The following is a 25391-nucleotide window of genomic DNA, read 5'->3' on the forward strand; positions in this document are numbered from 1 at the left end:
TTTAAACAGGGTGCAAATTTATATCATTTTTACGGGACACACAAATGAATATTTCAGAATTTTAAAATTTCTTTTTGCAATAGCTCCAAGGCCTTGTGCACGGTCTTCTGAACTATTCTTTCCCTATGGTTGCCCATGTTGAATTTTTCGACAATCACATCCCTTGGGGTAGCTATGCCGATAAACACCGTACCGATCTCGGCATCCGAATCGCCTTTGGTTGGCCCCGCATTGCCCGTCGTGGCGATGGCAAAATCGGTCTTCATCAACTGCTTGACATTTTCGGCCATTTCCCTGGCCACCTGTTCGCTGACCACCGAAAATTCGTCTATGGTATCGCGCCGTACCCCGAGCAGCCCGATCTTGGCTTCGGTGGCATAGCTTACCACCGTACCCTTATAATAGGCCGAAGCCCCGGGCAGGGCCGTAATTTGGCTGGCAATGCGGCCTCCGGTACAGCTCTCGGCCGTGGCCAAGGTCATTTTTCTTTGGGTCAGTAATTTTGCCACGACTTCCTCCAGGGTTTCCTCGTCTTCCACCCCGTAGAGAATGTCGTGTACGAGCGCATGTAATTTTTCCGATTCCCTTTCCATGCTCCTTTCAAGCAGTTCGCGGTCCGGACCCTTGGCCGTCAACCGCAACCTTACCTTGCCCAAGCTGGGCAAATAGGCCAACTTCATATGGCCCGGCAAACTATCTTCCCACGACTCGATCCTATCGGCTATGGCACTCTCGCCCATGCCGTAGGTAACCAAGGTCTTGTGTATGATATACGGACGCTTGAACTCGGCCATGATCTTGGGCAGCACCTTGTCCACCATTAAATTCTTCATTTCAAAAGGAACGCCCGGAAGCGATACGAATACCACGCCCCCATGCTCCATCCACATACCCGGGGCGGTACCGTATACATTTTGAAGCACCTGGGCCTTGGAAGGCACTAGGGCCTGTTTTCGGTTAATATCCGAAATTGGGGTATTGCTTATGTGCTTTCTGAAAAGGTTCTCTACGTTTTTCAGTACTTCGTCGTCTTGAACCAAGGTATCGTTAAAAAACTCACAGAAGGTATCTTTGGTGATATCGTCTTTGGTAGGGCCCAAACCTCCGGTTACAATTACCAATTGCACACGTTTACGGGCCTCCTCAAAAGCTTTTAACATGTGGTCCCTGTCGTCTTGGACAGAGGTAATTTGATAGACCGACACCCCAATTTTGTTGAGTTCCTTGGCAATAAAGGCGGAGTTGGTATCGGTAATTTGACCAATGAGGATCTCATCGCCAATGGTGATGATTTCGGCAAGAAACGGGTTCATTCAGGCTTTGTTTATAACGATGGGAATCGGTTAGAGGCCAAAATCCTTTTGAAGCTCGGCCACAACTTGGTGAATATCCTTTTTGAGTAGGGGGAAGACCCTTTTAATTTCGGACATGCTCGCCCTGTCCTTGCCCAAGGTTTCCATCTGCAGGGCTACGGCCCGGGTCTGCTCCATTCCCAACAGATCGACATTCGGCTTTATCTTATGGGCCAATTTGTAAACCCGATCGTGGTTTTGCTGTTCCAAAGCCGTTTCGAGTTCCTCAAGGTCTTGTGGCACTTCCTCCAAAAACACAGAGATTACAGAATTGATGAAATCATCATCCCCTTCTGCCATTTCATTGATTTTATCAAGATTGTAAATCATTATTTCACGTTTATATGAAAGAGTTCGTGTCCTTCCAGAATACCCGAAAGATAATCATTTGTACTTATTCTACCAACACCGGCCGGTGTTCCTGTAAAAATCACATCCCCCTTTTTTAACATAAAGAACTTGGAGACATAGGATATGAGCTCGTCTATCTTCCACAGCATAAGCTTGGTAGTCGCCTTTTGGACCACTTCACCGTTCTTCAGAAGGGAAAAGTTCAAATCGTCGACATTGTCGAATTTCCCCTTGGGGAGCCATTTGCCGACTACGGCCGAACCGTCGAAACCCTTGGCCTTCTCCCAGGGCAGGCCTTTTTCCTTTAGCTTTTTCTGGAGGTCGCGCGCCGTAAAGTCGATTCCCAGGCCGATCTCGTCGTAATATTTGTGGGCGAACCGCTCCTCGATGTGCTTGCCTACCTTTTTGATCCTTACCAAAACCTCTACCTCGTAATGGATATCGTTCGAAAATTCGGGAATATAAAAGTCCTGTTCATTGGGCAAGATCGCCGAATCGGGTTTGATAAAGACGACCGGTTCATCGGGGCGTTCGTTGTTAAGTTCATCGATATGCTCCGTGTAATTGCGGCCAATACAAATAAGCTTCATGTTCGATTGTTTAATTTGATGTACAAAAAAAGGGTTCGGCACGCCCTTGACAGCGACCGAAGGCCATCAACCCAACTTGTTGTTAAGCTGGCTCAATTTTATTTGGGTAAGTACTTTTTTGGTATACAAGGGAAAGTCGGCGTTCAATATCCAACCGAAATAACCGGGTTCCTTATCCAGCACCTCCAACACTTTTTTCCCCTTGTGCTTACCAAAGGCAAAGGTTTCATCGCCATCCTCATCATAGCCCAAAAAACCGGCAAAATCGGCAAATTGCCTATGCGTGGAAAACTCGGCCAATTTCTTAATATCGTTTTCCAAATTCGGATACCTTTCCAATTGGGCCAACAACACCTCGTAGGTGGCGTGCGTATCGGCTTCCGCGCTATGCGCATCTACCAATTCCTTATCGCAATAAAACTTGTACGCAGCGGCCAAGGTGCGTTTTTCCATTTTGTGGAATATGGTCTGTACATCCACCGAAACCATCCGTTTCATATCAAAATCGACCTCTGCCCGGAGCAATTCTTCGGCCAGCAGCGGAATATCGAAACGGTCGGAATTAAAACCACCCAAATCGCAATCCTTGATCATTTGGTAGATTTCCTTTGACAGCTCCTTAAAGGTAGGCTCGTTGGCCACCTTTTCATTGGATATGCCATGGATGGCCACCACCTCGTCGGGGATCTTCACCCCAGGGTTTACCAGCCACGTTCGGCTTTCCTTGTTTCCGTTGGGAAAGATTTTCAATATGGATATTTCGACAATTCGGTCTTTTGCCACGTTGGTTCCCGTGGTTTCCAAATCAAAAAAGCAAATAGGTCTCGTCAGTTTAAGTTGCATAGCAAAGATGGTTTTACGCAAAGATAACCTTTAAGGCAGATCAGGGAAAAACAAACCTTTTTTAATTATCCGGACACAAGTTGGGCCGCTGCCCCAAATAGGGTACAAGGACACGAGATCGAGGGCACCTCGACCGGAGGCATAAGGCACGGCCGCCCCCAATCGCTACGACGCCCAACAGGTCGTCTTTGTTTTTTTAGATTTCCCTTTCGACATCCCAAGCCTCGAGATAATCGGCCACGGATTTGATGAACATGCTGCCCAGGGCACCGTTTACCACCCTATGGTCGTAGCTATGGGACAAATACATTTTACTGCGAATACCGATAAAATCACCTTCTTCCGTCTCGATGACCGAAGGCATCTTACGAATGGCCCCCAAGGCCAGGATGCCCACCTGCGGTTGGTTGATGATCGGCGTACCGAAGACACTGCCAAAGGTACCGACATTGGTAACGGTATAGGTACCGTCTTTCACCTCGTCGGGCTTCAACCTGTTCTCTCGGGCCCTAACGGCCAAGTCGTTGACCACTTTCGCCATGCCCACCAAATTCAACTGATCGGCATTTTTAATGACCGGAACGATCAAATTGCCATCGGGCAAGGCAGTGGCCATTCCAATATTGATATTTTTCTTTTTGATCACCCTGTCGCCATCGACAGAAATATTCATCATCGGATATTTTTTCAGGGCTATGGCCACGGCCTCCATAAAGATCGGGGTAAAGGTAAGCTTCTCCCCTTCCCGCTTTTCAAAGCCCTCCTTAACGGAGTTGCGCCAATTGACCACCTTGGTCACATCGACCTCGATAAAGCTCTGTACGTGCGCAGAAGTGGCCACACTTTCGGTCATATGCTTGGCAATGAGCTTGCCCATGCGGCTCATTTCTATTATTTCACCTTGATCGGTACTGGTAGGAGGCGTTGTGGCAAAACGATCCGTCCCTTTCGGTGAGCTTTCCCGATCGACAGCCTGCTTCACTTTGGGCGCCACTACGGGCTGTACCTTGACCTCGGGCGTTCCTTGCTTTCTCTTCCCGACATAGGCCAAGATATCGTTTTTAGTGACCCTGCCCTCTTTGCCCGTACCTTCGATGGTGTCAAGCTCGGCCATGGAAATGCCCTCTTGCTTGGCTATATTCTTGACCAAGGGCGAATAAAACCGTTCCGAAGAACCTGAAGCAGTCCCTACCTGTACGGGGGACGAAACGGTTTCCTTGGCCACTTCGACACTTTTGGCGACGGCCACCGCGGCTTCGGCCACTGCCGTGCCATCCTCACCTATCGTTTGGGCCTCCCCGTCAAGCTGGGGCATATCCACATCGCCCTCAACCTCTATAATGGCCACAGTCTGGCCTACCTTGACCACATCGTCGACCTCAAAAAGCTTTTCCACCAACACGCCCTCCACTTCGCTGGGCACCTCTGAATCTACCTTATCCGTAGCTATCTCAAAAATAGGCTCATCCAATTCAACAGTATCACCAACCTCTTTAAGCCATGTGGTTAAAGTCGCTTCGGCAACACTCTCTCCCATGCGTGGCAATTTCAATTCAAACTTTGACATATTCCTATTTTGTACTTGAATTATTTAAATTTTATGCAAAAATACCAAAAAATACGGCCAAAAATTATACTTACCATATTTACTAGTTCGCCTTTAAGGAATTTTCGAAGGGAATGCGATTCAAGATACTCCTCCCCAAGGTAACCTCATCGGCATATTCCAATTCATCGCCTACCGCTATCCCCCTAGCTATAGTGGAGGTTTTCACCGGCACCCCCTCCAACTGTTTATAAATGTAAAAATTGGTGGTATCGCCCTCCATGGTCGAACTCAGTGCAAAAATAAGCTCTTTGATCTCGCCTAGCTTGACCTTCTTTACCAGGGAAGCGATGGTCAGGTCCTGTGGCCCTACCCCTTCCATCGGGGAAATCTTCCCCCCTAAAACGTGGTACAGGCCTTTATATTGGCTTGTATTTTCTATGGCCATGACATCCCTGATATCTTCGACTACACAGACCATGCTTTTGTCACGCCGCGGATTCGAGCAGATTTCGCATAGGGCGACATCGGAGATATTGTGGCAATTCTCGCAAAATTTGATTTCCTTCCTTAAATTTTCCAGGGCCAAGGCCAACCTACTTGTTTGGTCTTCAGGCTGTTTGAGCAAATGCAGTACCAGCCGCAAGGCCGTGCGTTTGCCGATACCCGGTAGTTGCGACATCTCGTATACCGCATTTTCCAGAAGCTTTGAGGAAAAATCCATTTGATCAATTTTCGAGACAAAATTACAACTTTATGCGTGTTCTGGCATGGGTTGGCCGTATTTTGACCTGTCTCCCAAGCGGTCAATACATAAAAAAGCGGGGCTAGGCCCCGCTTTTTACTTGCCCGTACAGAAACCTTGCACCGGCAATAAAGCCCCAAGTCGTTAGTACCCTGGGTTTTGGGTCAGGCCGGGATTGTTAATGATTTCTTGTTCGGGCAAGGGAAACAAGAGGTGCTTTTCTTGGAGCGCCTGATCGGAATTGAGGTTTACATGCCCCACAAAATCGTCGAAGGCCCCCGTCGTACTATTGTACACTTTTTTAAGGCGCACCATATCGAACCAGATTTTCAATTCAAAGCAAAGCTCGTGCCATCGTTCGGTCCATACCGCCTCCCTAAAGGTTTGCTTGTCGAACGAAGCAAGGGCGGGCGTATCCAACTGTGCGCGGTCCCTAATGGCCTTAAGGGCGTCATAGGCCGCCTGACCGGGGCCATTGGCCTCGTTTTCGGCCTCGGCATAGATCAAAAGCACTTCGGCATACCTAAAAATAGGCAGGTTCAGGTTATCCTTCGCAGTACCCTCCACCCCTTGGGTACCGTTAGCAATGACGTTAAAGTGCTTAAAGATATAGGGTTTGCCCAAATCAAAGAGTTCCCCGCTTCCGTTTTCAAAATAACTGGTATAGAACCATCCTTCCCGGTTTTGCTTTCTCAGGTCGGTATCGTCGAAAGAATCATAAAAATCGATCTGCGGAATGGTGCTCCCCGTACCTGAGGGCCCGCGATAGGTTACGGGCTGAAAATTGGGAAACATGTTCCCCATGGGATTGCTTGCCACCAAATCGTTGTACTGCAGGCTAAAGATATGCTCCCCCATGTTGTTCAAGGTTTCATCATGCACCTCCAAATAGCTATCGAACAAGCGAATGGGCCCTGCATTGTCTATAACTTCCTTGGCCTTGGCCGCTGCATCCGCATAACGGGCAGTTTCGTTCAATGGCTCCCCCGCCATGGTCAAATACACTTTTGCCAATAAGGTCTTTACGGCCGCCTGGGATACCCTTCCGGACTCATCCGTCCATGGCAATCCTGCCCCTTCCGCCTCCGTAAGATCGGTTACGATCAAGGAGTACACTTCTTGTTGCGAAGACCTTTCGGGAAAGAAATCCTCCGAAGTGGCACTTTGCGGCAGGGTAATCAAAGGCACATCGCCCCAAATGCGCACGGCATAAAAGTAGGCCCAGGCCCTTAAAAACCTTGCCTCTCCCAAAATTTTGTCCCTTTGGGCCTCGTCCATATCGATACCAGGAACGTTCTCAAGCACCAAATTGGCATTTGCGATTACCTTGTAAATTCCCCTCCACCAGTTTCTTACATGAAGCGTATTGGCATCGTACGACAGCGAATAGAGGTTGTTCAAATCGGAATTCTGGGCCGTTTCGGTGGTCGTGGTACCGGTAGGCGCCAACAAAAATTGCCAGTTCGACGAAAAAATACCCGCCCCATTACCGACAAACCTTGCATCGGCATATACCGCAGCTATTGCCGACTCTGCATGGGTGGCCGTAGTATAAAAGCTTTCGGGCTGTAAATTTGAAGGGTCTTGCTCCTCTAAAAAGTCAGAGCAGCCCATGGCCCCCAACAACAAAACGGCAAACCCGATGATCTTACCTGTATTATATTTTATATTTATTTTCATGATATACACTTTAAATATTTTAACCATTAAATCCCTACCTGAAGACCGAGTACAAAGGTGGTCGCCCTTGGGTACTCGTGCCATTTCATGCCCTGTGAAAATACGTTATTGCCCTCTCCTCCTCGAATAGGGGATACTTCGGGATCCCCGATCAGTTCGTCGTTGACCCACAAAAAGAAGTTCTGGGTCGATGCGTACACCCTTAACTTGTTCAGGTACAGCCTCTCCAACAAGTCGGGCCGAAAGGAATAGCCCAAGATCAGGTTTCTCCCCCTTAAAAAAGAGCCATCCTTGATCCAGTGCGAATCGACGTTCGTAACATAACCGGCGCGTGTGTCGCGCACTTGGGCGATCATGGTGTTTTGGTTATCAGGGGTCCACGCATTCAAGACCGTTCTATAGCTATTGGCCAATGCCTGCCGATCTTCACTTGAGTGCAGGTTCATATCCATTACATCGTTGCCCCAGGAATACTGAAGGTCTATGGTCAGGTCGAGCCCCTTATAGGTAAAGTTGTTGATAAGACTGCCCGAAGCGGTGGGATATCCGTTGCCGATGATACTCCTATCCTCATCGTTTATGATCTTGTCCCCGTTAAAATCCTTGTACTTGATATCACCCGGCAACAAGGTGAGTCCGTTTCGATAACTTACAAAGCTCGCGGCCTCATCGGCCTCATCGGTTCCCCAAACGCCCAATCGCGTTAGCCCCCAGAAGGACCCGACCGGCTCCCCTACTCGGATGATATTGGTCTCATTGGTGATTCCCGGGCCTCCCACTCCGAAAATATCGGATGGCGTAGCCAGTGAAAGCACCTTGTTACGGTTCATCGAGATATTGAAATTGGTGTTCCAATTGAAATCTTCAAGAGCCACGTTAACGGTATTCAGCGAAATCTCCAAGCCCTTGTTTTCCATTGACCCCACGTTTCTTCGAATGGTGGTATAGCCGCTGGACTGGGGAACAGGGGCATCCAATAGCATGTCGGTGGTCTTTCTGTAATACACATCGGCCTCTATGGCGATACGGTTGTTGAACAAGCCCACTTCGAGGCCCAAATCGTATTGTGCCGTTTTTTCCCATTTTAGATCAGGGTTCTCGAGTCGGTTCAAGCCCGTACCCCCGACCAGGTTGCCTCCCCAAATGGTCTGATAGTTTGAACTCAACAGCGACAAAGAGGAATAGGGTGGAATTTCGGAGTTACCCGTAACCCCATAACTGGTTCGCAGCTTCAGGTTCGAGATCGTTTCACTGTCCTTTAAAAAGTCCTCATCGGAGACCCGCCATGCCACTGCGGCCGAAGGAAAGAAGGAAAATTTGTTGTTGTCCCCGAATTTTGAAGAACCGTCGGCCCTACCGGTAACGGTAAAAAGATACTTGCCGTAGAGGTTGTAATTGACCCTACCGAAATACGAGTTCAAGGCCTCCCTTTGCGAGTTTGACCCCACACGAATGTTATTGGAACCGGCACCAAGGTTATTATACCCAAAATAATCGGTAGGAAAATTATTGGCCTCGGCGCTGAAAAAGTACGAGTTCGACTGCTGCCATGAGAGTCCCAATAAAGCCGTCAACGAATTGTTTTCATTGATCTGTTTATCATAAGTAAGGTAATTTTCGACCGACCAGAAGATTTCCTTATTGCTGCTCGACGAAGCATAGGCCTGGCTATTGCCGGCCAAGGTAGCATCACGAAATTCGGGATTCTCCTGTGTAATAACGTTTGCCCCTACCACGGTACGCATCTGTAGTTCATCGGTAAAATTGATGTTCGTATAGGCGCTGCCCGATGCCGTTTGGGTATTCAATATGTATTGCTGTCCATCGAGGCGATGCACCGAACTAAAGGTTCCTTCGGCAAAGGGATAATCCCTATTATCTGCAAAAATCCCTTCCTTAGGGTGCCCTGCCGGGTACCTAACGGGCAAAAAAGGAAAATCCTCCACCATTCTACGCGGCACTTGGTCATTGGTATCGGCCAAGTTTTCCGTTTGGTAGTTGTAACTAAGGGTCCCCCCGATCTTCACCCAGTCCTTTATCTGGTCGTCAATGGAAAACCTTCCGGAGTAGCGTTTCAAATAGGTATTCTTAAGGAGGCCTTGCTCGTCGTTTATACCTAGCGAAAGTGCATAGGTCGTTCTTTCGTTGCCCCCCGAAAAGCCCAGTTGGTGGTTTTGCGAAAGCCTGTGTTGCCGAACCTCCTTAGACCAGTCGGTGTCGTAGAGCGGATTGCCGTCGCTGTCGAACAAAGGTGCTATCAAGGGGTCGGCCCTTTTTAACCTGGGCTCGTACTGGGCATAGTTGCCCGCAGCCCAACCCTCGGGATCGAACTTGGCCGAGTTTTCCCATGATAGTTGTTCGACCATCAGGTATTCTTCGGCATTGAGCACCTCCGCTTTGTTAGGGCCAAATTCCTTGACGTTGTATTCGACGTTATAGCTGATCCTGCCCTGGCCGGCCCTGCCTCGCTTTGTGGTCACCAATATCACCCCATTGGCTCCCCTTGCCCCATAGATTGCCGTCGAAGAGGCATCTTTGAGCACCTCGATCGACACGACATCGTTGGGGTTCAAGAAATCTATTGCCGAACTATATTGATCCAGGTTGCCCTGGGGCAATTGCACCCCATCGACCACGTATAGCGGGTTGTTCGAGGAATTGATGGAACTAAACCCCCTGATTCTTACATTGGTCTTTCCCCCTGGTCGACCTGAGTTGGTATTGACCTGCACACCGGCTATTCTACCGGCCAAGGACTGGTTTAAGGACTGTACCGGCCGTTCTTGAAGTTCCTCGGCATCGACTTGACCGACGGCCCCCGTTAGGTCGGACTTTCTTTGGCTACCATAGCCGATAAGCACCACCTCTTCCAATTCTGCCGCATCCTGTTCAAGAACTACATCGATTGCGGATCTCCCGTTAATTTTGATTTCAGAAGACTTATAACCGATATAGCTGATTACCAATGTAGCGTCTTCACTTACATTGCCAATGGTAAAATTACCGTCGAAATCGGTTTGCGTACCGTTTGTGGTACCCTTCACTACAACGTTAGCCCCCGCCAAGGGACCTGTTTCATCCGAAACGTTGCCACTGATCGTTTGCGCCCTACCAAGACCGTAGCACAAAAAAGCAACGGCCAGTAAAAGACTTTTAAAAAATGTTCCCCTCATAATTTAGTTTCATTATAGTTTAGCGTTAACATAAATTAACACGTGAAAATAGGGTTTCTAACTGCTGAAGGTTACGAGTTAAAGTTAAATAATTGTTAAAACACTATGAATTATAAACAATATTTTGATATAAACATCTTATTAAAAAAATTGAAAATTTGAAAAGCAAATTTTACAAATTACTCAAAAGCTTTACCATGACCACAAATCAACTTTTTGTACTTTTCGCCGAAATTTCAGTTTTATGACCGCCATCCATATTCTATTTCTTATCGGGGCCTATTTTTTATTGCTCCTGTCCATTTCCTACTTTACGGGCAAGAACGATTCAAACATCGATTTTTTTAAGGCCGGGAAGTCCTCCCCCTGGTATCTCGTAGCCTTTGGTATGGTGGGGGCCTCCCTTTCGGGAGTCACCTTTATTTCGGTACCCGGATGGGTAGCCAGTTCGGAGTTCAGCTATATGCAGGTCGTGTTCGGGTATTTGGCGGGGTACTTGGTCATCGCCTATATTCTTTTGCCCATATACTACAACCTGAACGTCACCTCGATCTACGAATACCTCGAAAAACGCTTTGGCACCATCAGTTACAAGGTGGGCGCCGTTTCCTTTTTCATTTCCCGGGTACTCGGGGCCTCCTTCCGCTTGTTTTTGGTAGCCATCGTACTGCAACAATTTGTTTTTGACGACCTAGGGGTCCGGTTCGAAGTAACCGTAATCCTCTCCATTTTGCTTATTTGGGTCTATACCTTTAGGGGGGGAATAAAGACTATTGTGTGGACCGACACCCTGCAGACAACATTTATGTTGTTGTCCGTAGGACTGTCCATTTACTTCATCAACCAAAAGCTCGATTGGACCCTGCCCGAATTTTTGGCTTCCGACGAATTGAAAACCTACAGCAAGATGTTGTTCTTTGATGACCTATTTGAAAAAAACCACTTTATAAAGTCTTTTCTAGGGGGAATGTTCATCACTATTTGTATGACCGGACTCGACCAGGACATGATGCAAAAAAACCTTACCTGCCGCTCCTTAAAGGATGCCCAAAAGAATGTGGTATCGCTCAGCTTGGTGCTCATCGTCGTGAACTTTATCTTCTTATTGCTGGGAGCCCTCTTGTTCATTTACGCCGACCGCTTCGGAATCGCCACCCCCATGATGAACGGCCAGGCAAAATCGGACCTGCTCTTTCCCGAGATCGCCCTGAACAGCGGTTTGGGAATCGTGGTGGCCGTAACCTTTATCCTGGGCCTGATCGCCGCCGCCTATAGCAGTGCCGATAGTGCCCTGACCTCCCTGACCACCTCGTTCTGCGTCGATTTTTTGAACATCGACAAAAAGCCGCAAGACCAACAAAAAAAGATACGAAAAACCACCCATGTCGTTATGAGCCTATTGCTCATATTGGTCGTAATTTTGTTCAAACATATTCTCGACACCAACGTCATCGACGGATTGCTGCAAGTGGCCACCTATACCTACGGCCCCTTGTTGGGCCTCTTTACCTTTGGCATTTTTACCAAGTACAGGTTAAAGGACAAATACGTATGGATCGTGGCCGTTTCGGTTGTCGGAATTATTTATGCAATCGCCTCGATACCGGCCAGCTCCTTGGGAGGTTACCAGATCGGTTACGAACTACTGCCCATAAACGGGCTACTTACCTTTATCGGCCTTTGGTTCATACGCGATAAAGGGCAAGTGGAGGCGATCTAACACCCCCGGTTTCGCACTGCCCTTGCAATGTTAAATTTGCATCCGAAAAATCGCACGTGGTTTTTGGCCAAAAAATCAGTACTGTCCGGTTGCCAAAAGTACCAAAGTGCAGGCCTCCAACACTTCAACCCCCTTATTATCAAGTATTTCGTACAATTCAGGATTTTCGGTGCCCGGATTAAAAATAACCCGTTTCGGAGCTAAGTGTAAGATTTTATCGATATACCCCGATTGGTGTTTTGGCGAAATATACAAAGTAATGGTATGAACATTTTGAAAATCATCAAAATTGGTCTTTATTTGTACCTTTCTAATTTTCCCTTGCTGCAAACCAAAGGCTACGGTATCGATTTGATGGTCTAAAAGGCGATTGACCGCAATATGGCTGTAACGGTTTGGTTTGATTGAAGCACCAAGTACTAATGTTTTTTTCATCGTGGGTTATGAGTGTTAAAGTTTACTAAAGTCTGTAACTTTTATAACATCGGACCGTCTATTTATAAGTGACCAATTACCGATTGACAATATAGGTCGTTGATGAAGCTGTAATTTATAGTTAATGGTTAGTGTTTAGTATAGCGGAGTCAATGACAGAAACCCCGATGGAGACATCGGGGTTTCGTTTTTTTGTACGCACAGACCCATTACCACCTAATTATGGCGCTTCCCCAGGTGAATCCACTTCCGAAGGCCGCCAAGACCACTAGATCCCCCTCGTTGACCCGCCCTGCTTCCCAGGCTTCGGTAAGGGCGATAGGTATCGACGCCGCGGTCGTGTTACCGTACTTCATAATGTTGTTGTAGACCTGGTCATCGCCCAACTTAAACTGTTTTTGTATGAACTGCGAGATACGCAGATTGGCTTGATGGGGAACCAATAGATCGATATCGGAGGCTTGAAGCCCATTTGCCTTAAGTCCTTCCACGATAACCTCGCTAAAGCGCACCACCGCATTTTTAAAGACAAACTGTCCGTTCATGTGCGGGTAATACGATTCGTCATCGGGATCATTGTCCCTTAAGATATCGGTCACCCATCGTTTCCCCATACCAGGGGCGATAAGCGACAGCTCCTCGGCGTGCTGCCCTTCGGAATGCAGGTGGGTAGACAAGACACCCTTGGCGGTATCCTCTTCCCTACTCAAGACGGCCGCCCCGGCACCATCACCAAAAATTACCGATACCGCCCTGCCCCTTGTGGTCATATCCAGCCCCCTGGAGTGAAGTTCGGAACCGATGACCAAAACATTTTTGTACATGCCACTTTTGATATACTGATCGGCCACGGACAAAGCATAAACAAAACCCGAACATTGGTTTCTCACATCGAGTGCCCCTACGGTCTTGATGCCCAGGTCGCGTTGCACCAAGACCCCCGGGCCGGGAAAATAGTAATCGGGACTCAGGGTGGCGAATACGATAAAATCGATTTCATCCTTGTCGATTCCCGCCCTTTCGATAGCCACCTTGGCCGCCTTGACCCCCATAGTGGTGGTCGTGTCCTTTTCGGGCACTACGTGCCTTCTTTCCTTTATACCGGTTCGCTCTTGGATCCACTCGTCGCTGGTATCCATAACTTGCGCCAAATCATTGTTGGTAACTACGTTGTCGGGAACATAATAACCTAGACCGGTTATTTTTGAATTGTACATAATTAAGTTATCAAATGGTTATCAGTAGTAAGGGCCACACAGTCCCTTTGTTAAAATATTGCCTTAAAAAACAACATTAGATCTTGAAAAGCAAAAGTAGGGGTATATTTTTACTAATTCCACAAATACCGACAAGTAAGATAAACAATAATTGAACGACTTTACCTATATGCTTGGCGGCACTCCGACACCCTGCTACCTACCAGTAGACTTCCGACGCCCCTTCAACCGATAAACGCCTTAATGGACCAAAATAAAAACGTGCCCCCTGCATAAGGAGGCACGTTTGCAAACAACCTAACCAATAAATAATCAGCACATGGTAATACCTATTTACTTTTTCATAGCCATTTTTATATCACCACAATCAAATATACAATTTTTGTTTAACTTTTTTAAATAAAAATTAAACAATTTAGAAATCAAGGCTATATGCGGCTTCCAAGGTGTCAGTTTGTCACTATCTTACTCTCTGGTATTTTTTTTGACCTAGGCAATTACCAAACAAGGCGAAGTATGCCTTAACGGGAATTAAATAAACAGAACAAATTTGCATAGGGTTCCGAAGAGGGACATAAAAACAACAACTTATGGCTACAGGTAAAATCAATGTTTCGGTAGACAACATTTTTCCGCTGATCAAGAAATTTTTGTACAGTGACCACGAAATTTTTCTCAGGGAATTGATATCCAATGCAACGGATGCGACCTTGAAACTAAAACATTTGACCTCCATAGGCGAAGCCAAGGTAGATTACGGAAACCCCATAATCGAGGTCAAAGTCGACAAAGAGGGCAAAAAACTTCACATTATCGACCAAGGTATAGGTATGACCCAAGACGAAGTGGAGAAGTATATCAACGAAGTGGCATTTTCGGGAGCCGAGGAATTTTTGAACAAATACGAGGACGGTGCCAAGGATGCCGGAATCATCGGTCATTTCGGCCTTGGTTTTTACTCGGCCTTTATGGTGGCCCACAAAGTGGAAATCTTCACCAAGAGCTTTAAGGAAGATGCCGAGGCGGTTCACTGGACCTGCGACGGTTCTCCCGAGTTCACCTTGGGCAAGGCCGATAAAAAGGACCGGGGTACGGAAATTGTACTCCACATAGCCGAAGACTCCACCGAATTTCTCGAAGAGAACCGCATAAGCGAACTGTTGCGCAAGTACAACAAGTTTATGCCCATACCGATCAAATTCGGCACAAGAACCGAAACGCTTCCAAAGCCCGAAGGTGCCAAGGAAGACGATCCCGCCCCCACAAAAGAGGTCGACAACATCATCAACAACCCCAACCCTGCGTGGACCAAGCAGCCCACAGACCTAGAGGACAAGGATTACAAGGAGTTCTACAGGGAACTGTACCCCATGCAGTTCGAAGAGCCTCTTTTTCATATTCACTTGAATGTCGACTACCCATTCAACCTTACGGGAATCCTGTATTTCCCCAAGCTGACCAACGACCTCAACATTCAGAAAGACAAGATCCAACTTTACCAAAACCAGGTTTTCGTAACCGACAACGTCGAGGGCATCGTACCCGAGTTCCTTACCATGCTCCGGGGGGTCATCGATTCGCCCGACATCCCCTTGAACGTTTCCCGTTCGTATTTGCAGGCCGATGGTGCGGTAAAGAAAATATCTTCCTACATCACCAGAAAAGTGGCCGACAAGCTCAACTCTTTGTTCAAGAACAACCGCGAAGATTTTGAGAAAAAATGGAACGACATTAAAATCGTCATCGAATACGGAATGCTGTCCGAAGAAAAATTCTTCGAAAAAGCTGACAAATTTGCATTGTATCCCACGGTAGACGGCGACTACTTTACATTCGAAGAACTACAGGAAAAAATAAAGGACAAGCAGACCGACAAAGACGATAAATTGGTTATTCTTTACGCATCCGACAAAGAGGCCCAGCACAGTTACATTGAGGCGGCCAAGGCCAAGGGCTACGAAGTTCTACTCTTAGACTCGCCCATTATCAGCCATTTGATGCAAAAGCTCGAAACTTCGAAGGAAAAAATTTCCTTTGCCCGTGTGGATGCCGACCACATAGACAACCTGATCAAAAAGGAGGACACGCAAATCTCCAAATTATCGGACGAGGAAAAAGAGAAACTCAAGGCCAATTTGGAGGAAGTCATCGACGATAAAAACTATACCGTACAACTGGAGGCCATGGACAGTGATGCCTCACCGTTCATCATCACCGAGCCCGAATTCATGAGAAGGATGAAGGAAATGCAGCAAACGGGCGGCGGCGGAATGTTCGGCATGGGGAACATGCCCGACATGTACAACATCGTCGTAAACACCAACCACGAGCTGGTGGGCGAGATCCTTAACACCAAGACCGCCAAAAAACGGGAACGTTTGATCAACCAGTCCATCGATTTGGCCAAACTGTCAAAAGGCCTGCTCAAAGGGCAAGAACTCACCGAGTTTATCAAAAGAAGCTATGAAATGGTAAAATAGCTTGTTATCGAGGAAGTCAAAACAAAAAAGCTCCGGAAATCCGGAGCTTTTTTATTGCCTTATTTTATTGATCATTACCAATAAATGGGCCCTGTGCCCAAATATTTCTCGGCTATCGGCCTATAGTAGTCGATTACCTCATCAAGATCGTACACTTTTTGGCTCTTGGTATACAAATCGTATTTGTTGAAGTCTTTGATGATCTCAAGGTACTTTTCGTCTTTGTCGCACAACAGTTCCTTATAACTACCTCCCGTATGCCAGGGGTAGAAAGAATGATATCGGATCATTACCATCGCCTCTTCGGGCAGGGTGTTTTCCTTATGATTGGCAAGCACTCGGTACAAGTACTCATCGTGCCCCCAGGCCAATGTCAAATTATCCAGTCCGCACCCCTCTTCATACATACCTGTCGGGGTGTTGTAACGGGGATCGGCCATATCGGGGTTCAGCGCATTAAACTCAGGGTATACACAGGTATCCGGCAAGGCGCATCCGACTACAAAGACATCGCCTACCGTACCCCATTGTTCATCTTGGCTGGTACCGTCCTCGTCGCTTCCCCATAGGAACATGACCTTCCCCAGGTCGTGGATAAGTCCCGTTAACTGCATCCAATCGGGCCTATTATCGGCCCTTAACGCCTCAGCGCTTTGTATCAAGTGCTGTACATTGGGCAAATCGAGATCGGGATCGCTAACGTCTATCAGCTTGTTAAGATGGGCCATGGCCTCGAACAAGGGCATTGGCTTGTCAAAGGTCAGGTACTTTTTGTGCATACGCTGCACGTAATCGACCGTTTGCTTTGTTCTCATTTTACGATAATGTTCCTTAACCGCTGCCGAAACATCGACGGCCTCATAGTTTCTAAATGTCTTTTCCATTGTTTAAGTTTCAAGTTAAAGCAGGATTGTCTTACGCTAAAAAAGGCCCTAGATAAGACCAACACCCTCTAATTATCAAACATTTCCCAGTACAATGTACAAAATAATTGCACACATAATCAATACTACGCTAAAGTGACGGGCGTACTTCCAAGGCTTTAGATCCAATACGCCGGCGTCGGTCATTACAAATTTTTCGTCCTTTTTCATGAGGGCCGAAACGATATGCATCACTATTATGTTCAAGACAAACTCGATTCCCCAGATATGGACAAAATGTAGGGGCACCTTGACCACATAATCGGCCACTACATAAAAAACCAATCCGAACAACAAGCCGGCCTTGGCACCGGAGGCCGATACCTTTGGAAACAGGAACCCCGCGATGATGACGCTCGCGATCGGAATAAAGAATATACCGTTCAACTGCTGCAAGAGCTGATAGAGTCCTTCAGGGGCACTGGCAACGAAGGGGGCAATACCTATGGCGAATACCGCCAATACGGCTGAGGTCCATTTGCCCATGGCAACCAATTTCCCGTCACTCGTATTTTTATTGATATACCGCTTGTAGATGCCCAAACTAAAAAGCGTGGCGGCGCTGTTAAGGGCACTATTGAAGGTACTCAATATGGCCCCCATCATAACGGCGACAAAAAAACCCGTCAACCATAGGGGCAAAACCTTCTTGACCAAAAGGGGATAGACGCTGTCCGGATTGTCGTAAAGACTCTCCCCGAAATAATAATAGCCGATCAGCCCGGGCAAAACCACAACGAGGGGCACCAGAATTTTCAACAGCCCCGTAAACAAAAGTCCCTTTTGGGCCTCTTTGAGGTTTACCGCGCCAAGTACCCTTTGAATGATCGACTGGTGCATACACCAGAAGTAGATTTGGTTGAGCATAAAGCCCGTGAACAGTACCTCGAAAGGCAGGATGGCGGTACGGGCACCCTCGCCCACCCCCGACTCCTTGCTGACCACGTTAAATTTTTCCGGACTGTTCTGAAAAACCTTGCCGAATCCCTCGAAAAGGTTGCCGTCCCCTATGCTCAACAAAGCCAGAATAGGCACCAGCAAACCCGCGACCAGTAATCCAAACCCGTTGATGGTATCGGTATAGGCCACCATTTTCAACCCTCCAAAAATGGCGTACACGGCGCCAATGGAACCTACGATCAAGATGGTTACCCAAATTCCTTCTTGTTGGGTTACACCCAGAAGATCCGAAATCTCAAAAATGGCTTCGATATTCAGGGCGCCCGTATAGAGCACGATGGGCAATAGGGTGGCCACAAAAGAGAATATCAAGAGTACGGCGATCAAGGTACGGGTGAGTCCGTCAAACCTTTTTTCCAAAAACTGGGGTATGGTAGTTAGGCCCATCTTCAAATATCGCGGGGCAAAGTAAAGGGCGGCGACCACCAAGGCTATGGCCGAGGTTACCTCCCAGGCAATAATAATGGCCCCGTTCCTATAGGCCGAACCGTTGAGCCCTACCAAGTGTTCGGTCGAGATATTGGTAAGCAACAGCGAGCCGGCAATGACGATACCGGTCAAGGACCTTCCTCCCAAAAAATATCCGTCTTGGGTATCGAGTTTATCGCGCCTCAGTTTCCAAGTTGCGTAAAATGCAACAAATCCCGTAAATAGTATAAAAGTGAATAAAGCCATAGCGATAAATGTAAATATTTTTTTGAAATAGTGGCGCTATTGCTTTTTTCATAAAAACATCCCGCCCATAACTAGCATTCCGTCAATCGCCATAAATACCTGCTTAAACAATTGAAGCTTAAAAATTTAGGCCTTACAAATTGCCACACACCCAAGAAATTGAACTATTTATTACAACTATTTAAAACATTATCGACAATTATTGTTATAACGATAAAAATACCACCCCATTTTTGTCATATCGAAAAATCTGTCCTATAATCCCTAACTTGTACGTACCATCCATTATCCCGGAACGAATGAAGTTCGATATCTACACCGCTTTTGAGGCCATCGGTTTTGTACAGGCAATGACCCTAGGTGTACTATTGATCATTCTCAACAAGCCAAAATACAAGAGCACCTTATTTTTAAGCGTATTGCTGATCCTTTTTTCGTTGGCAATGCTCCCCCGCATTCTCGATGGCTTCGGGGCCTTCAACCCCTACCCCCAACTCTATCTCTTGCCCTTTGTATTTTTTTCCCTCTATTTTCCCCTTTTCTACCTCTATATCCAACATACCGGTTTGCTTTCATCGGGAAAAAGGAAATTGTGGCTGCTCCTGCCCGGTCTGGTGGCCTTTGGCGCACAAAGCCTTATCTATATCCTGCCTTATGAAAGGAAAGTGGAGCTCGAGGCCTTGCCCCTTTACGAAGCTTCCCGAACAATTTTATGGCTGTTCGGCCTTGGGGTAGGCGTGTACACCCTGAACATACTGAGAAATCCCAAGGTAATCGCTCATCGCAATTTGCCCTATGTCGCCCTGAAGGAACTGGCCAGGGCCCGCTCTTACTTGGTGTATACCATTATAGGCTTTATACTTTATGCGCTATTGGCAAGAACGGTACCCCATAGTCTTTTTGCCCGGACCTATTTTATGGCATTCGACCTTCTCTTTATCTATTGGACGGCACTTCATGGTTTCGAACAACAAAATGTGAGGGCGGTCATTAGCTTAAAGAAAGACCCGGAACTCGCCAATGATGCCGCACTTGCCTTCAACACCATGGCCCTTCCTTCCGAAAAAAAACTCATCACGTTAATGAACAGGATACACGAGTACTTGATCCGAACGGAGAGTTTTACCAATAAGGAACTGACCGTGGTCGACCTGGCCGAAAACCTCGACTCCCATCCCAAAAGAATTTCTTCGGCCATCAACAAGGTACGCAACCAAAATTTTAATGCCTACATCAACCTATTAAGGGTACAAAAGGCCGAAGGCCTGTTGAAAAACAAAGACCTGGACCGATTGAGTATCGAAGGCATCGGCCAAGAGGTAGGCTTTCACAGTAAGAGCGCATTTTACTCCGCGTTCAAGAAAGTGACCGGTACCACTCCACTTAAATACAAGGGCCTAAGATAGGCCACCTTTGGGGTAGTGTCGCGGGCCAAGCCCCTCAATTCCACACAAGCCTTGCCCTATTTGGCATAACGAAAACGTTTGAAGATTCCCAATCGGTTCTGAAATCGGAAATTAGGACTAATTCGACCTTAACGACAAGGGATTACCGCTCTTTATTAATACATATTTGCAACATAGATAGTCATAATTTACTTACATGCAAGCAAAGTAAATATACCCACCCGCCTAAGAATAGAAGAAAATGATATATCAGGAACTCAACCCCGCCGGGAATTTTGACCCTTGGGAAGCTTCTCGGTTATTGGAATTAAGGAAAAACAAGGTATCGGAAAACCTAGGCCAGCTTCTGCTTTTTGAAAATGATACCATAAAGGTCTGGGAAATATTTCTGCAACCCGGCGACAGATTGGGTTTTCGCAAAACAAACCGCGATTACAGCTTTGTTGCCATGGCCGACGGACTGGCGGTAACCCGTTCTTCCGACGGGTGTATTTCACTTATAAAGATCGCCAAGGGCGATACCGGTTATATTCCCTGCTTGGGCGACGACACCGTTCGCGACCTGGAAAACATTGGCGAAGGTCCCCTTTTTATCCATGTAATGGAATTTTTACCCGTAGTCCTTACCAGTGATGTGGACATAAAAACCGATTTCCTTTAAAAACAAAAAAGGGGTTCGCCCTTCATTTGAACGACAGGCAATAGATGTTTTCTTATCTTTGGGAATGCATGTAATTTCCACCAATATAGGACAAGCCGTAAGTTTTACCTGGAACGGCAAGGAAGAAAAGACGGGAATCTTCAAATATCCCGTACCCGAGGCCATACAACTTCAAAAAGAAGACGTCTCCCAAGACACTATCATCGACAGGGTGCACCACGGGGGTACGAACAAGGCCTGCTACCTATTCTCTTCCTTGCACTACCCCCATTGGAAAAAAGAATATCCCGATCTCAAATGGGACTGGGGCATGTTCGGCGAAAACCTGACCGTGGAAGGCCTTGACGAAACCTTGGTAAGGGTAGGCAATATATACCGAATTGGTACGGCCATGGTTCAGGTCACCCAACCTCGGGAACCCTGCTACAAATTAGGGGTCCGTTTCAATGACCAGGGCATTCTTAAAAAATTCATCGAATATGGCCGCCCAGGTACCTACGTTCGTATTTTGGAAGAGGGATGGGTCGAAAAAGGCGATCGCCTGGAGCTCGTCGAAGCCTCTGGGAACGAACTTACCGTTGCACAGTTCTATCGCTTACTATATCTTAAGGAAAAGCCCCAAGATATACTTGCCTTATTTATGGAAAACCCTTCGGTACCCCAGTACAAGAAAGACAGACTAAGAAAATACCTTAGGGTTTAGGCGCTTTGCCCCAGCCCTACTTTAAGCATCGCTATGCATTTGAGTGAACCTTGGCATTATTACCTTATGGCCACATTGTATGTAGTTGCCGGACTGAACCATTTCATCAGGCCCAAGATCTACAAAAGAATAATTCCTCCCTACCTGCCCAAGGCCACATTGCTGGTATATGCCAGTGGTGCGGCAGAGGTCTTCCTCGGCATGGCCCTATTATTCGAACCCCTTAAAAAACCTGCTCTTTACGGTATCGTTTTTATGCTTATCGCCTTTCTACCGGTCCACTTTTATATGCTCCACGCCCCGAAGGCATCCATGGGCCTGCCCAAATGGTCGCTGGTTTTGCGTATACTGCTCCAGTTTGTACTTATGTACTGGGCTTACACTTATTTGGGCTAAGTCTTTTGGCCATCAAGAAGGTCATTTCCGAAAATTAAAAAACCCTGCAGTCTATGATCTACAGGGCTTTTAACTCAACTCAACTTAAACTACTATTTTTATAACAACTACTTTACATTAATAGTCTCGTAATACGATTTATCACCGTCGGACAAAACGAGGGTATACGTGTCTTTGAAGGCGTTCTTGAAATTGAAAACCTTTTCAACGACCATGGTATCTTTCCATTCTTGCGAGAAAACCAAACGGTCACTGCTATCAAAAACATTTACGTTCACCTTGCTTTTATCAAGGTTCAAATGGTTTAGATAAATAACACCGTCCTTACTTCTGTAAACCGGCTTGGTATCTTCCTTCTTATCGAGGATCGCTACTTTTGAACCCTTTACGTTTATGACATAAGTGGTAGTCCTCAAGGCATCATCGGTCAAGAAGTAGTACTGACCGTCTTTAAGGTTCTGAAGGTCGAACTTTTTGACGTAAGCTTCTTTCTCGACATTTTCGAAATAGATTACATTACTGTCTTTATCCAAGAGTTTGATGGTTGTCTTACCGGCATCGGCATCCAGTTCAAAAACTACGCTTTTGGTATTCTCGGTAGTAACTAGACTTAGTTTCCCTTCGTTGGCCGAAGCTGTCATTGTTCCGAACATGAGGGCAATCATTGCTGTTGTTCTTAATACTTTTTTCATGACATTTTGTTTTAGAGCCCATCTTGCGACAGGGTAGGTTAATAATCTGGTACAAACTTAAGGCCGATGTCTTTACCCCACTACTACACATTTTTCCAATTTATATGCTATTTTAACATGGTAACCACATGATTTATACCCAAAAGGTAATTTTGAACATTTTTTGGTTAATTTTGCAAAGAATAGCGTTTTATGGCTGTTGTAAATTTGCATTATGGAAAAGAAAAATCCCCTATCCCAAAAACCTGCTTTTGAAGCGATCGAGCCTAGTTTTGGCCATTCGTATACCTATCAAAAGTTCGATGCCTCGAAAAACAACAAACAAAGTATTTGGCATTACCATCCTGAAATCGAATTGGTACACGTGCACGGAGGCTCCGGCAAAAGGCAGATCGGTAGCCACGTATCGTACTATTCCGACGGAGACCTTATACTTATAGGCAGCAACCTGCCCCATTGCGGGTTTACCGATAAATTGACCGGAAACGATTCTGAAACGGTCATTCAGATGAAACAAGACTTTTTGGGAAACGACTTTTTTAAGATCCCGGAAATGAAGAACATCCAAAACTTGTTCGAAATCGCCAAGGGGGGCATTGCCTTTTCGGGAAAGACGAAGAGAAAACTGGGTGAGAAATTGTTGATTTTGGAATACCAAAGCGATTTTCAGCGCCTGCTTTCCATTCTCAATATCCTGAACGAACTCGCCCTGAGCAAAGATTTTAAGATTCTCAATGCCGAAGGCTTCTCCATGGAAACGGAGGTAAAGGACAACGACCGTATCAATATTGTCTTCAATTATGTCAAGACCAATTTCAAGGAAGAAATAACCCTGGACGAGATTGCCGGTAAAGTAAGCATGACGGTACCTTCGTTCTGTAGGTACTTTAAAAAAATAACGAACAAGACCTTTGTCCAGTTCGTGAACGAGTACAGGTTGGTACACGCTTCTAAGCTATTGGCCGAACAGCCCATAAGCATTACAGAGGTCTGCATGCAAAGCGGGTTCAATAATTTTTCCCATTTCAACAAACAGTTCAAGGCCTTTACCGGGCTAAACCCATCGGAGTACAGAAATCAATTGAAAAACGTACTCCAATAGTGCAGCGGCTTTTTCCCACAAATGGCAATTTGAACCTGGTCGACAGCACCATTCACTACTATCCCCTTTTTTTTAAGGGCGGGGAGGCCGACCGATTCTTTGACCTTCTATTGCATACGGTCCCATGGCGGCAAGACAGCATAAAGCTTTTCGGAAAGGAATATCCCCAACCTAGGCTCACGGCCCTATTCGGCAACAATGGAAAGGAATACTCCTATTCGAACATTACCATGCGCCCGCATCCGTTTACCGAGGGGCTCCTCGAAATGAAGAAAAAGGTCGATTTCAAATGCAAAACCCGGTTTACCACATGCCTGTTAAACCTGTACAGGGACGGGAAGGACAGCAATGGTTGGCATAGCGATAACGAAAAGGAACTGGGCCATAACCCGATCATTGCCTCGATTTCCTTGGGCGAAGAACGTTTCTTTCATCTGAAGCACCGCACCTGCAAGGCCCAAAGGTATAAGCTGCTCCTGGAGCACGGCAGTTTGCTTGTCATGTCCGGTACGACACAGCAATACTGGATGCACCAAATACCAAAAACCTCAAGAGACCTCGGTAAGCGCATCAACCTAACCTTTAGGCTTATCAACTAAAAAAACCGGCCTCGCGTTACGAAGTCGGTTTTTTTTATGGGGCCCGTATGCTTTACGCGAAATGCCGTACTGCCTTTGGCGGGTGGGCAAGACCTCCAATGTCCCCATACAGCACTTCAACAAGATAACTTCAAATCTTGTTCCAAAGTACGTCGGTTCGTTCAAAATACCGATTTTATAGGTATGTCGACATTTTCAAAAGGTCCTTTTTACGGTTAAGGAAGGGGCTAATTAAAATTTCGAACGGCCCGGATTCAAGAAAAGACATCGTTCAACACCTTGGCCAAGCGCAGTCCCCCTTTTTGAAGCTGGTTTTCTACGGTGCCCCACCAGACATAACTATACCTATAGTACAGTTTTTCACCGTTCTCTACCGAAGCGTAAATTTTATTGGCAATTCCCTGGCTTTCTTCCAACCAGTCGTAGATGTTTCCTTGCTGAATGGCCTTGACCTTCGCCTTGTCCAACTTGGGCAATGAACCCGCCAGCTCGGTATAGCTCATCCCATAGTCGTCTATCATATGGCTGTCCCATACCCGATGAAGGTTGGTTCCCTTATTGAACCATTGCAACTGGATCGTATTTCCGCCCTTATCCTCGGCCCTACCTACATGCATCGGTTGGTGCAGGTCGCCTATCAAATGTACCAACATTTTCAAATAGAACGCCTTGTCGGCGGCACTACTGCCCTTGTCTTTCAATATTTGGATGCATTTTTCAATGCCAATTACAATATCGCCGTACTTACTGGGTTCGATATCGGTATACTTCGCATCGGCCGGAAGATTGACGTAATGCCAGGCACTAAACTTACGATATAGGGTATCGGACTTGATTTCATCGCCAAAATTGGCGACCCTGGCCAAGCTTTGGCCCTGCAATAGATTTCCAATGGCCCTCTTGGCCTTTCTAGACAAATGCTTTTCCGCAATTTGACCTACCGTTCTATGCCCGGTCTTCGACCAGTCGCCGGTGTTGGCGGCAAGCATATTGGAGATCAGAAGGACCAGGGCTACTACTTTTTTCATTTCAACAAATTTGGGCCAAAATTAGGCAATAGCCTTTAATCTAATGTTAACGCCCATGCTCTTTTCAATTTTTAATTTGATATTGCGTGCTTTAAATCCCAGGTATTGAGATTA

General features: G+C 46.6%; 22 protein-coding genes. 8 read left to right on the plus strand and 14 right to left on the minus strand.

Annotated features, from left to right (window positions below; all coding sequences use genetic code 11):
• Positions 1-53: 53 nt before the first annotated feature.
• The 8 genes from BUB37_RS18210 to BUB37_RS18245 form a co-directional block, all read right to left on the minus strand.
• Positions 54-1313 carry a competence/damage-inducible protein A gene (locus BUB37_RS18210; protein ID WP_072995259.1) on the minus strand — a complete coding sequence of 420 codons (1260 nt, stop codon included), beginning with the start codon at positions 1311-1313 and terminating at the stop codon, positions 54-56.
• 30 nt (positions 1314-1343) lie between these two features.
• A complete protein-coding gene (locus BUB37_RS18215; protein WP_072995260.1) occupies positions 1344-1682 on the minus strand; it encodes an Hpt domain-containing protein in 339 nt (112 codons plus the stop codon).
• The gene (locus BUB37_RS18220; protein ID WP_072995261.1) at positions 1682-2293 is read right to left on the minus strand and encodes a fumarylacetoacetate hydrolase family protein; all 612 of its coding nucleotides are present in this window, start codon (positions 2291-2293) and stop codon (positions 1682-1684) included. The genes BUB37_RS18215 and BUB37_RS18220 overlap by 1 nt, the downstream gene beginning before the upstream one ends.
• 66 nt (positions 2294-2359) lie before the next feature.
• Positions 2360-3136 carry a 3'-5' exonuclease gene (locus BUB37_RS18225; protein ID WP_072995262.1) on the minus strand — a complete coding sequence of 259 codons (777 nt, stop codon included), beginning with the start codon at positions 3134-3136 and terminating at the stop codon, positions 2360-2362.
• A gap of 196 nt (positions 3137-3332) precedes the next feature.
• Positions 3333-4703: a dihydrolipoamide acetyltransferase family protein gene (locus BUB37_RS18230; RefSeq protein ID WP_072995263.1), complete on the minus strand. Its 1371-nt coding sequence runs from the start codon at positions 4701-4703 to the stop codon at positions 3333-3335.
• Between the two features lie 82 nt (positions 4704-4785).
• Entirely contained in the window at positions 4786-5406 is a 621-nt protein-coding gene (gene recR, locus BUB37_RS18235) for a recombination mediator RecR (RefSeq protein WP_072995264.1), read from the minus strand.
• Positions 5407-5571: 165 nt separating this feature from the next.
• Positions 5572-7107, minus strand: a complete 1536-nt coding sequence (locus BUB37_RS18240) for a RagB/SusD family nutrient uptake outer membrane protein (RefSeq protein ID WP_072995298.1) — start codon at positions 7105-7107, stop codon at positions 5572-5574.
• 26 nt (positions 7108-7133) lie between these two features.
• Complete coding sequence (locus BUB37_RS18245; protein ID WP_072995265.1) at positions 7134-10280, minus strand: SusC/RagA family TonB-linked outer membrane protein; 3147 nt, start codon at positions 10278-10280, stop codon at positions 7134-7136.
• Between the two features lie 244 nt (positions 10281-10524).
• Between BUB37_RS18245 and BUB37_RS18250 the strand changes: the two genes are divergently transcribed.
• Entirely contained in the window at positions 10525-12000 is a 1476-nt protein-coding gene (locus BUB37_RS18250; protein WP_072995266.1) for a sodium:solute symporter, read from the plus strand.
• A gap of 75 nt (positions 12001-12075) precedes the next feature.
• On the opposite strand, the gene BUB37_RS18255 is transcribed toward BUB37_RS18250, so the two are convergent.
• Together BUB37_RS18255 and BUB37_RS18260 are read right to left on the minus strand one after the other, a co-directional pair.
• Entirely contained in the window at positions 12076-12435 is a 360-nt protein-coding gene (locus tag BUB37_RS18255; RefSeq protein ID WP_072995267.1) for a CoA-binding protein, read from the minus strand.
• Positions 12436-12644: 209 nt separating this feature from the next.
• Positions 12645-13652: a 3-oxoacyl-ACP synthase III family protein gene (locus tag BUB37_RS18260; RefSeq protein WP_072995268.1), complete on the minus strand. Its 1008-nt coding sequence runs from the start codon at positions 13650-13652 to the stop codon at positions 12645-12647.
• Between the two features lie 590 nt (positions 13653-14242).
• Here BUB37_RS18260 and htpG point away from each other — a divergent pair.
• Positions 14243-16132: a molecular chaperone HtpG gene (gene htpG, locus BUB37_RS18265; protein ID WP_072995269.1), complete on the plus strand. Its 1890-nt coding sequence runs from the start codon at positions 14243-14245 to the stop codon at positions 16130-16132.
• Positions 16133-16206: 74 nt separating this feature from the next.
• Here htpG and BUB37_RS18270 read toward each other — a convergent pair whose 3' ends face one another.
• Positions 16207-17016, minus strand: a complete 810-nt coding sequence (locus BUB37_RS18270) for an inositol oxygenase family protein (RefSeq protein WP_072995270.1) — start codon at positions 17014-17016, stop codon at positions 16207-16209.
• 75 nt (positions 17017-17091) lie between these two features.
• On the minus strand, positions 17092-18690 hold the full coding sequence (locus tag BUB37_RS18275; RefSeq protein ID WP_072995271.1) for a solute:sodium symporter family transporter: 1599 nt from the start codon (positions 18688-18690) through the stop codon (positions 17092-17094).
• 299 nt (positions 18691-18989) lie between these two features.
• Between BUB37_RS18275 and BUB37_RS18280 the strand changes: the two genes are divergently transcribed.
• The 4 genes from BUB37_RS18280 to BUB37_RS18295 all read left to right on the plus strand — a co-directional run bounded on the left by BUB37_RS18280 (position 18990) and on the right by BUB37_RS18295 (position 21856).
• The gene (locus tag BUB37_RS18280; protein WP_072995272.1) at positions 18990-20096 is read left to right on the plus strand and encodes a helix-turn-helix domain-containing protein; all 1107 of its coding nucleotides are present in this window, start codon (positions 18990-18992) and stop codon (positions 20094-20096) included.
• A gap of 241 nt (positions 20097-20337) precedes the next feature.
• Positions 20338-20757, plus strand: a complete 420-nt coding sequence (locus BUB37_RS18285; protein ID WP_139278139.1) for a hypothetical protein — start codon at positions 20338-20340, stop codon at positions 20755-20757.
• 64 nt (positions 20758-20821) lie between these two features.
• Positions 20822-21460 (plus strand): MOSC domain-containing protein, encoded by a 639-nt coding sequence (locus BUB37_RS18290; protein ID WP_072995274.1) that lies wholly within the window; start codon positions 20822-20824, stop codon positions 21458-21460.
• A 33-nt stretch (positions 21461-21493) separates the two neighbouring features.
• Positions 21494-21856, plus strand: a complete 363-nt coding sequence (locus BUB37_RS18295) for a DoxX family protein (RefSeq protein WP_072995275.1) — start codon at positions 21494-21496, stop codon at positions 21854-21856.
• A gap of 107 nt (positions 21857-21963) precedes the next feature.
• On the opposite strand, the gene BUB37_RS18300 is transcribed toward BUB37_RS18295, so the two are convergent.
• Entirely contained in the window at positions 21964-22548 is a 585-nt protein-coding gene (locus BUB37_RS18300; protein ID WP_072995276.1) for a hypothetical protein, read from the minus strand.
• A gap of 214 nt (positions 22549-22762) precedes the next feature.
• Here BUB37_RS18300 and BUB37_RS18305 point away from each other — a divergent pair, with 214 nt between their 5' ends.
• Entirely contained in the window at positions 22763-23650 is an 888-nt protein-coding gene (locus BUB37_RS18305) for an AraC family transcriptional regulator (protein ID WP_072995277.1), read from the plus strand.
• Entirely contained in the window at positions 23650-24249 is a 600-nt protein-coding gene (locus tag BUB37_RS18310) for an alpha-ketoglutarate-dependent dioxygenase AlkB family protein (protein WP_072995278.1), read from the plus strand. Before BUB37_RS18305 ends, BUB37_RS18310 begins: the two co-directional genes overlap by 1 nt.
• 254 nt (positions 24250-24503) lie before the next feature.
• Here BUB37_RS18310 and BUB37_RS18315 read toward each other — a convergent pair whose 3' ends face one another.
• The gene (locus BUB37_RS18315; protein ID WP_072995279.1) at positions 24504-25277 is read right to left on the minus strand and encodes a S1/P1 nuclease; all 774 of its coding nucleotides are present in this window, start codon (positions 25275-25277) and stop codon (positions 24504-24506) included.
• Positions 25278-25391: the final 114 nt, after the last annotated feature.

It is taken from the genome of Pseudozobellia thermophila, from assembly GCF_900141855.1.
In the GTDB taxonomy this organism is placed as follows: Bacteria; Bacteroidota; Bacteroidia; order Flavobacteriales; family Flavobacteriaceae; genus Pseudozobellia; species Pseudozobellia thermophila.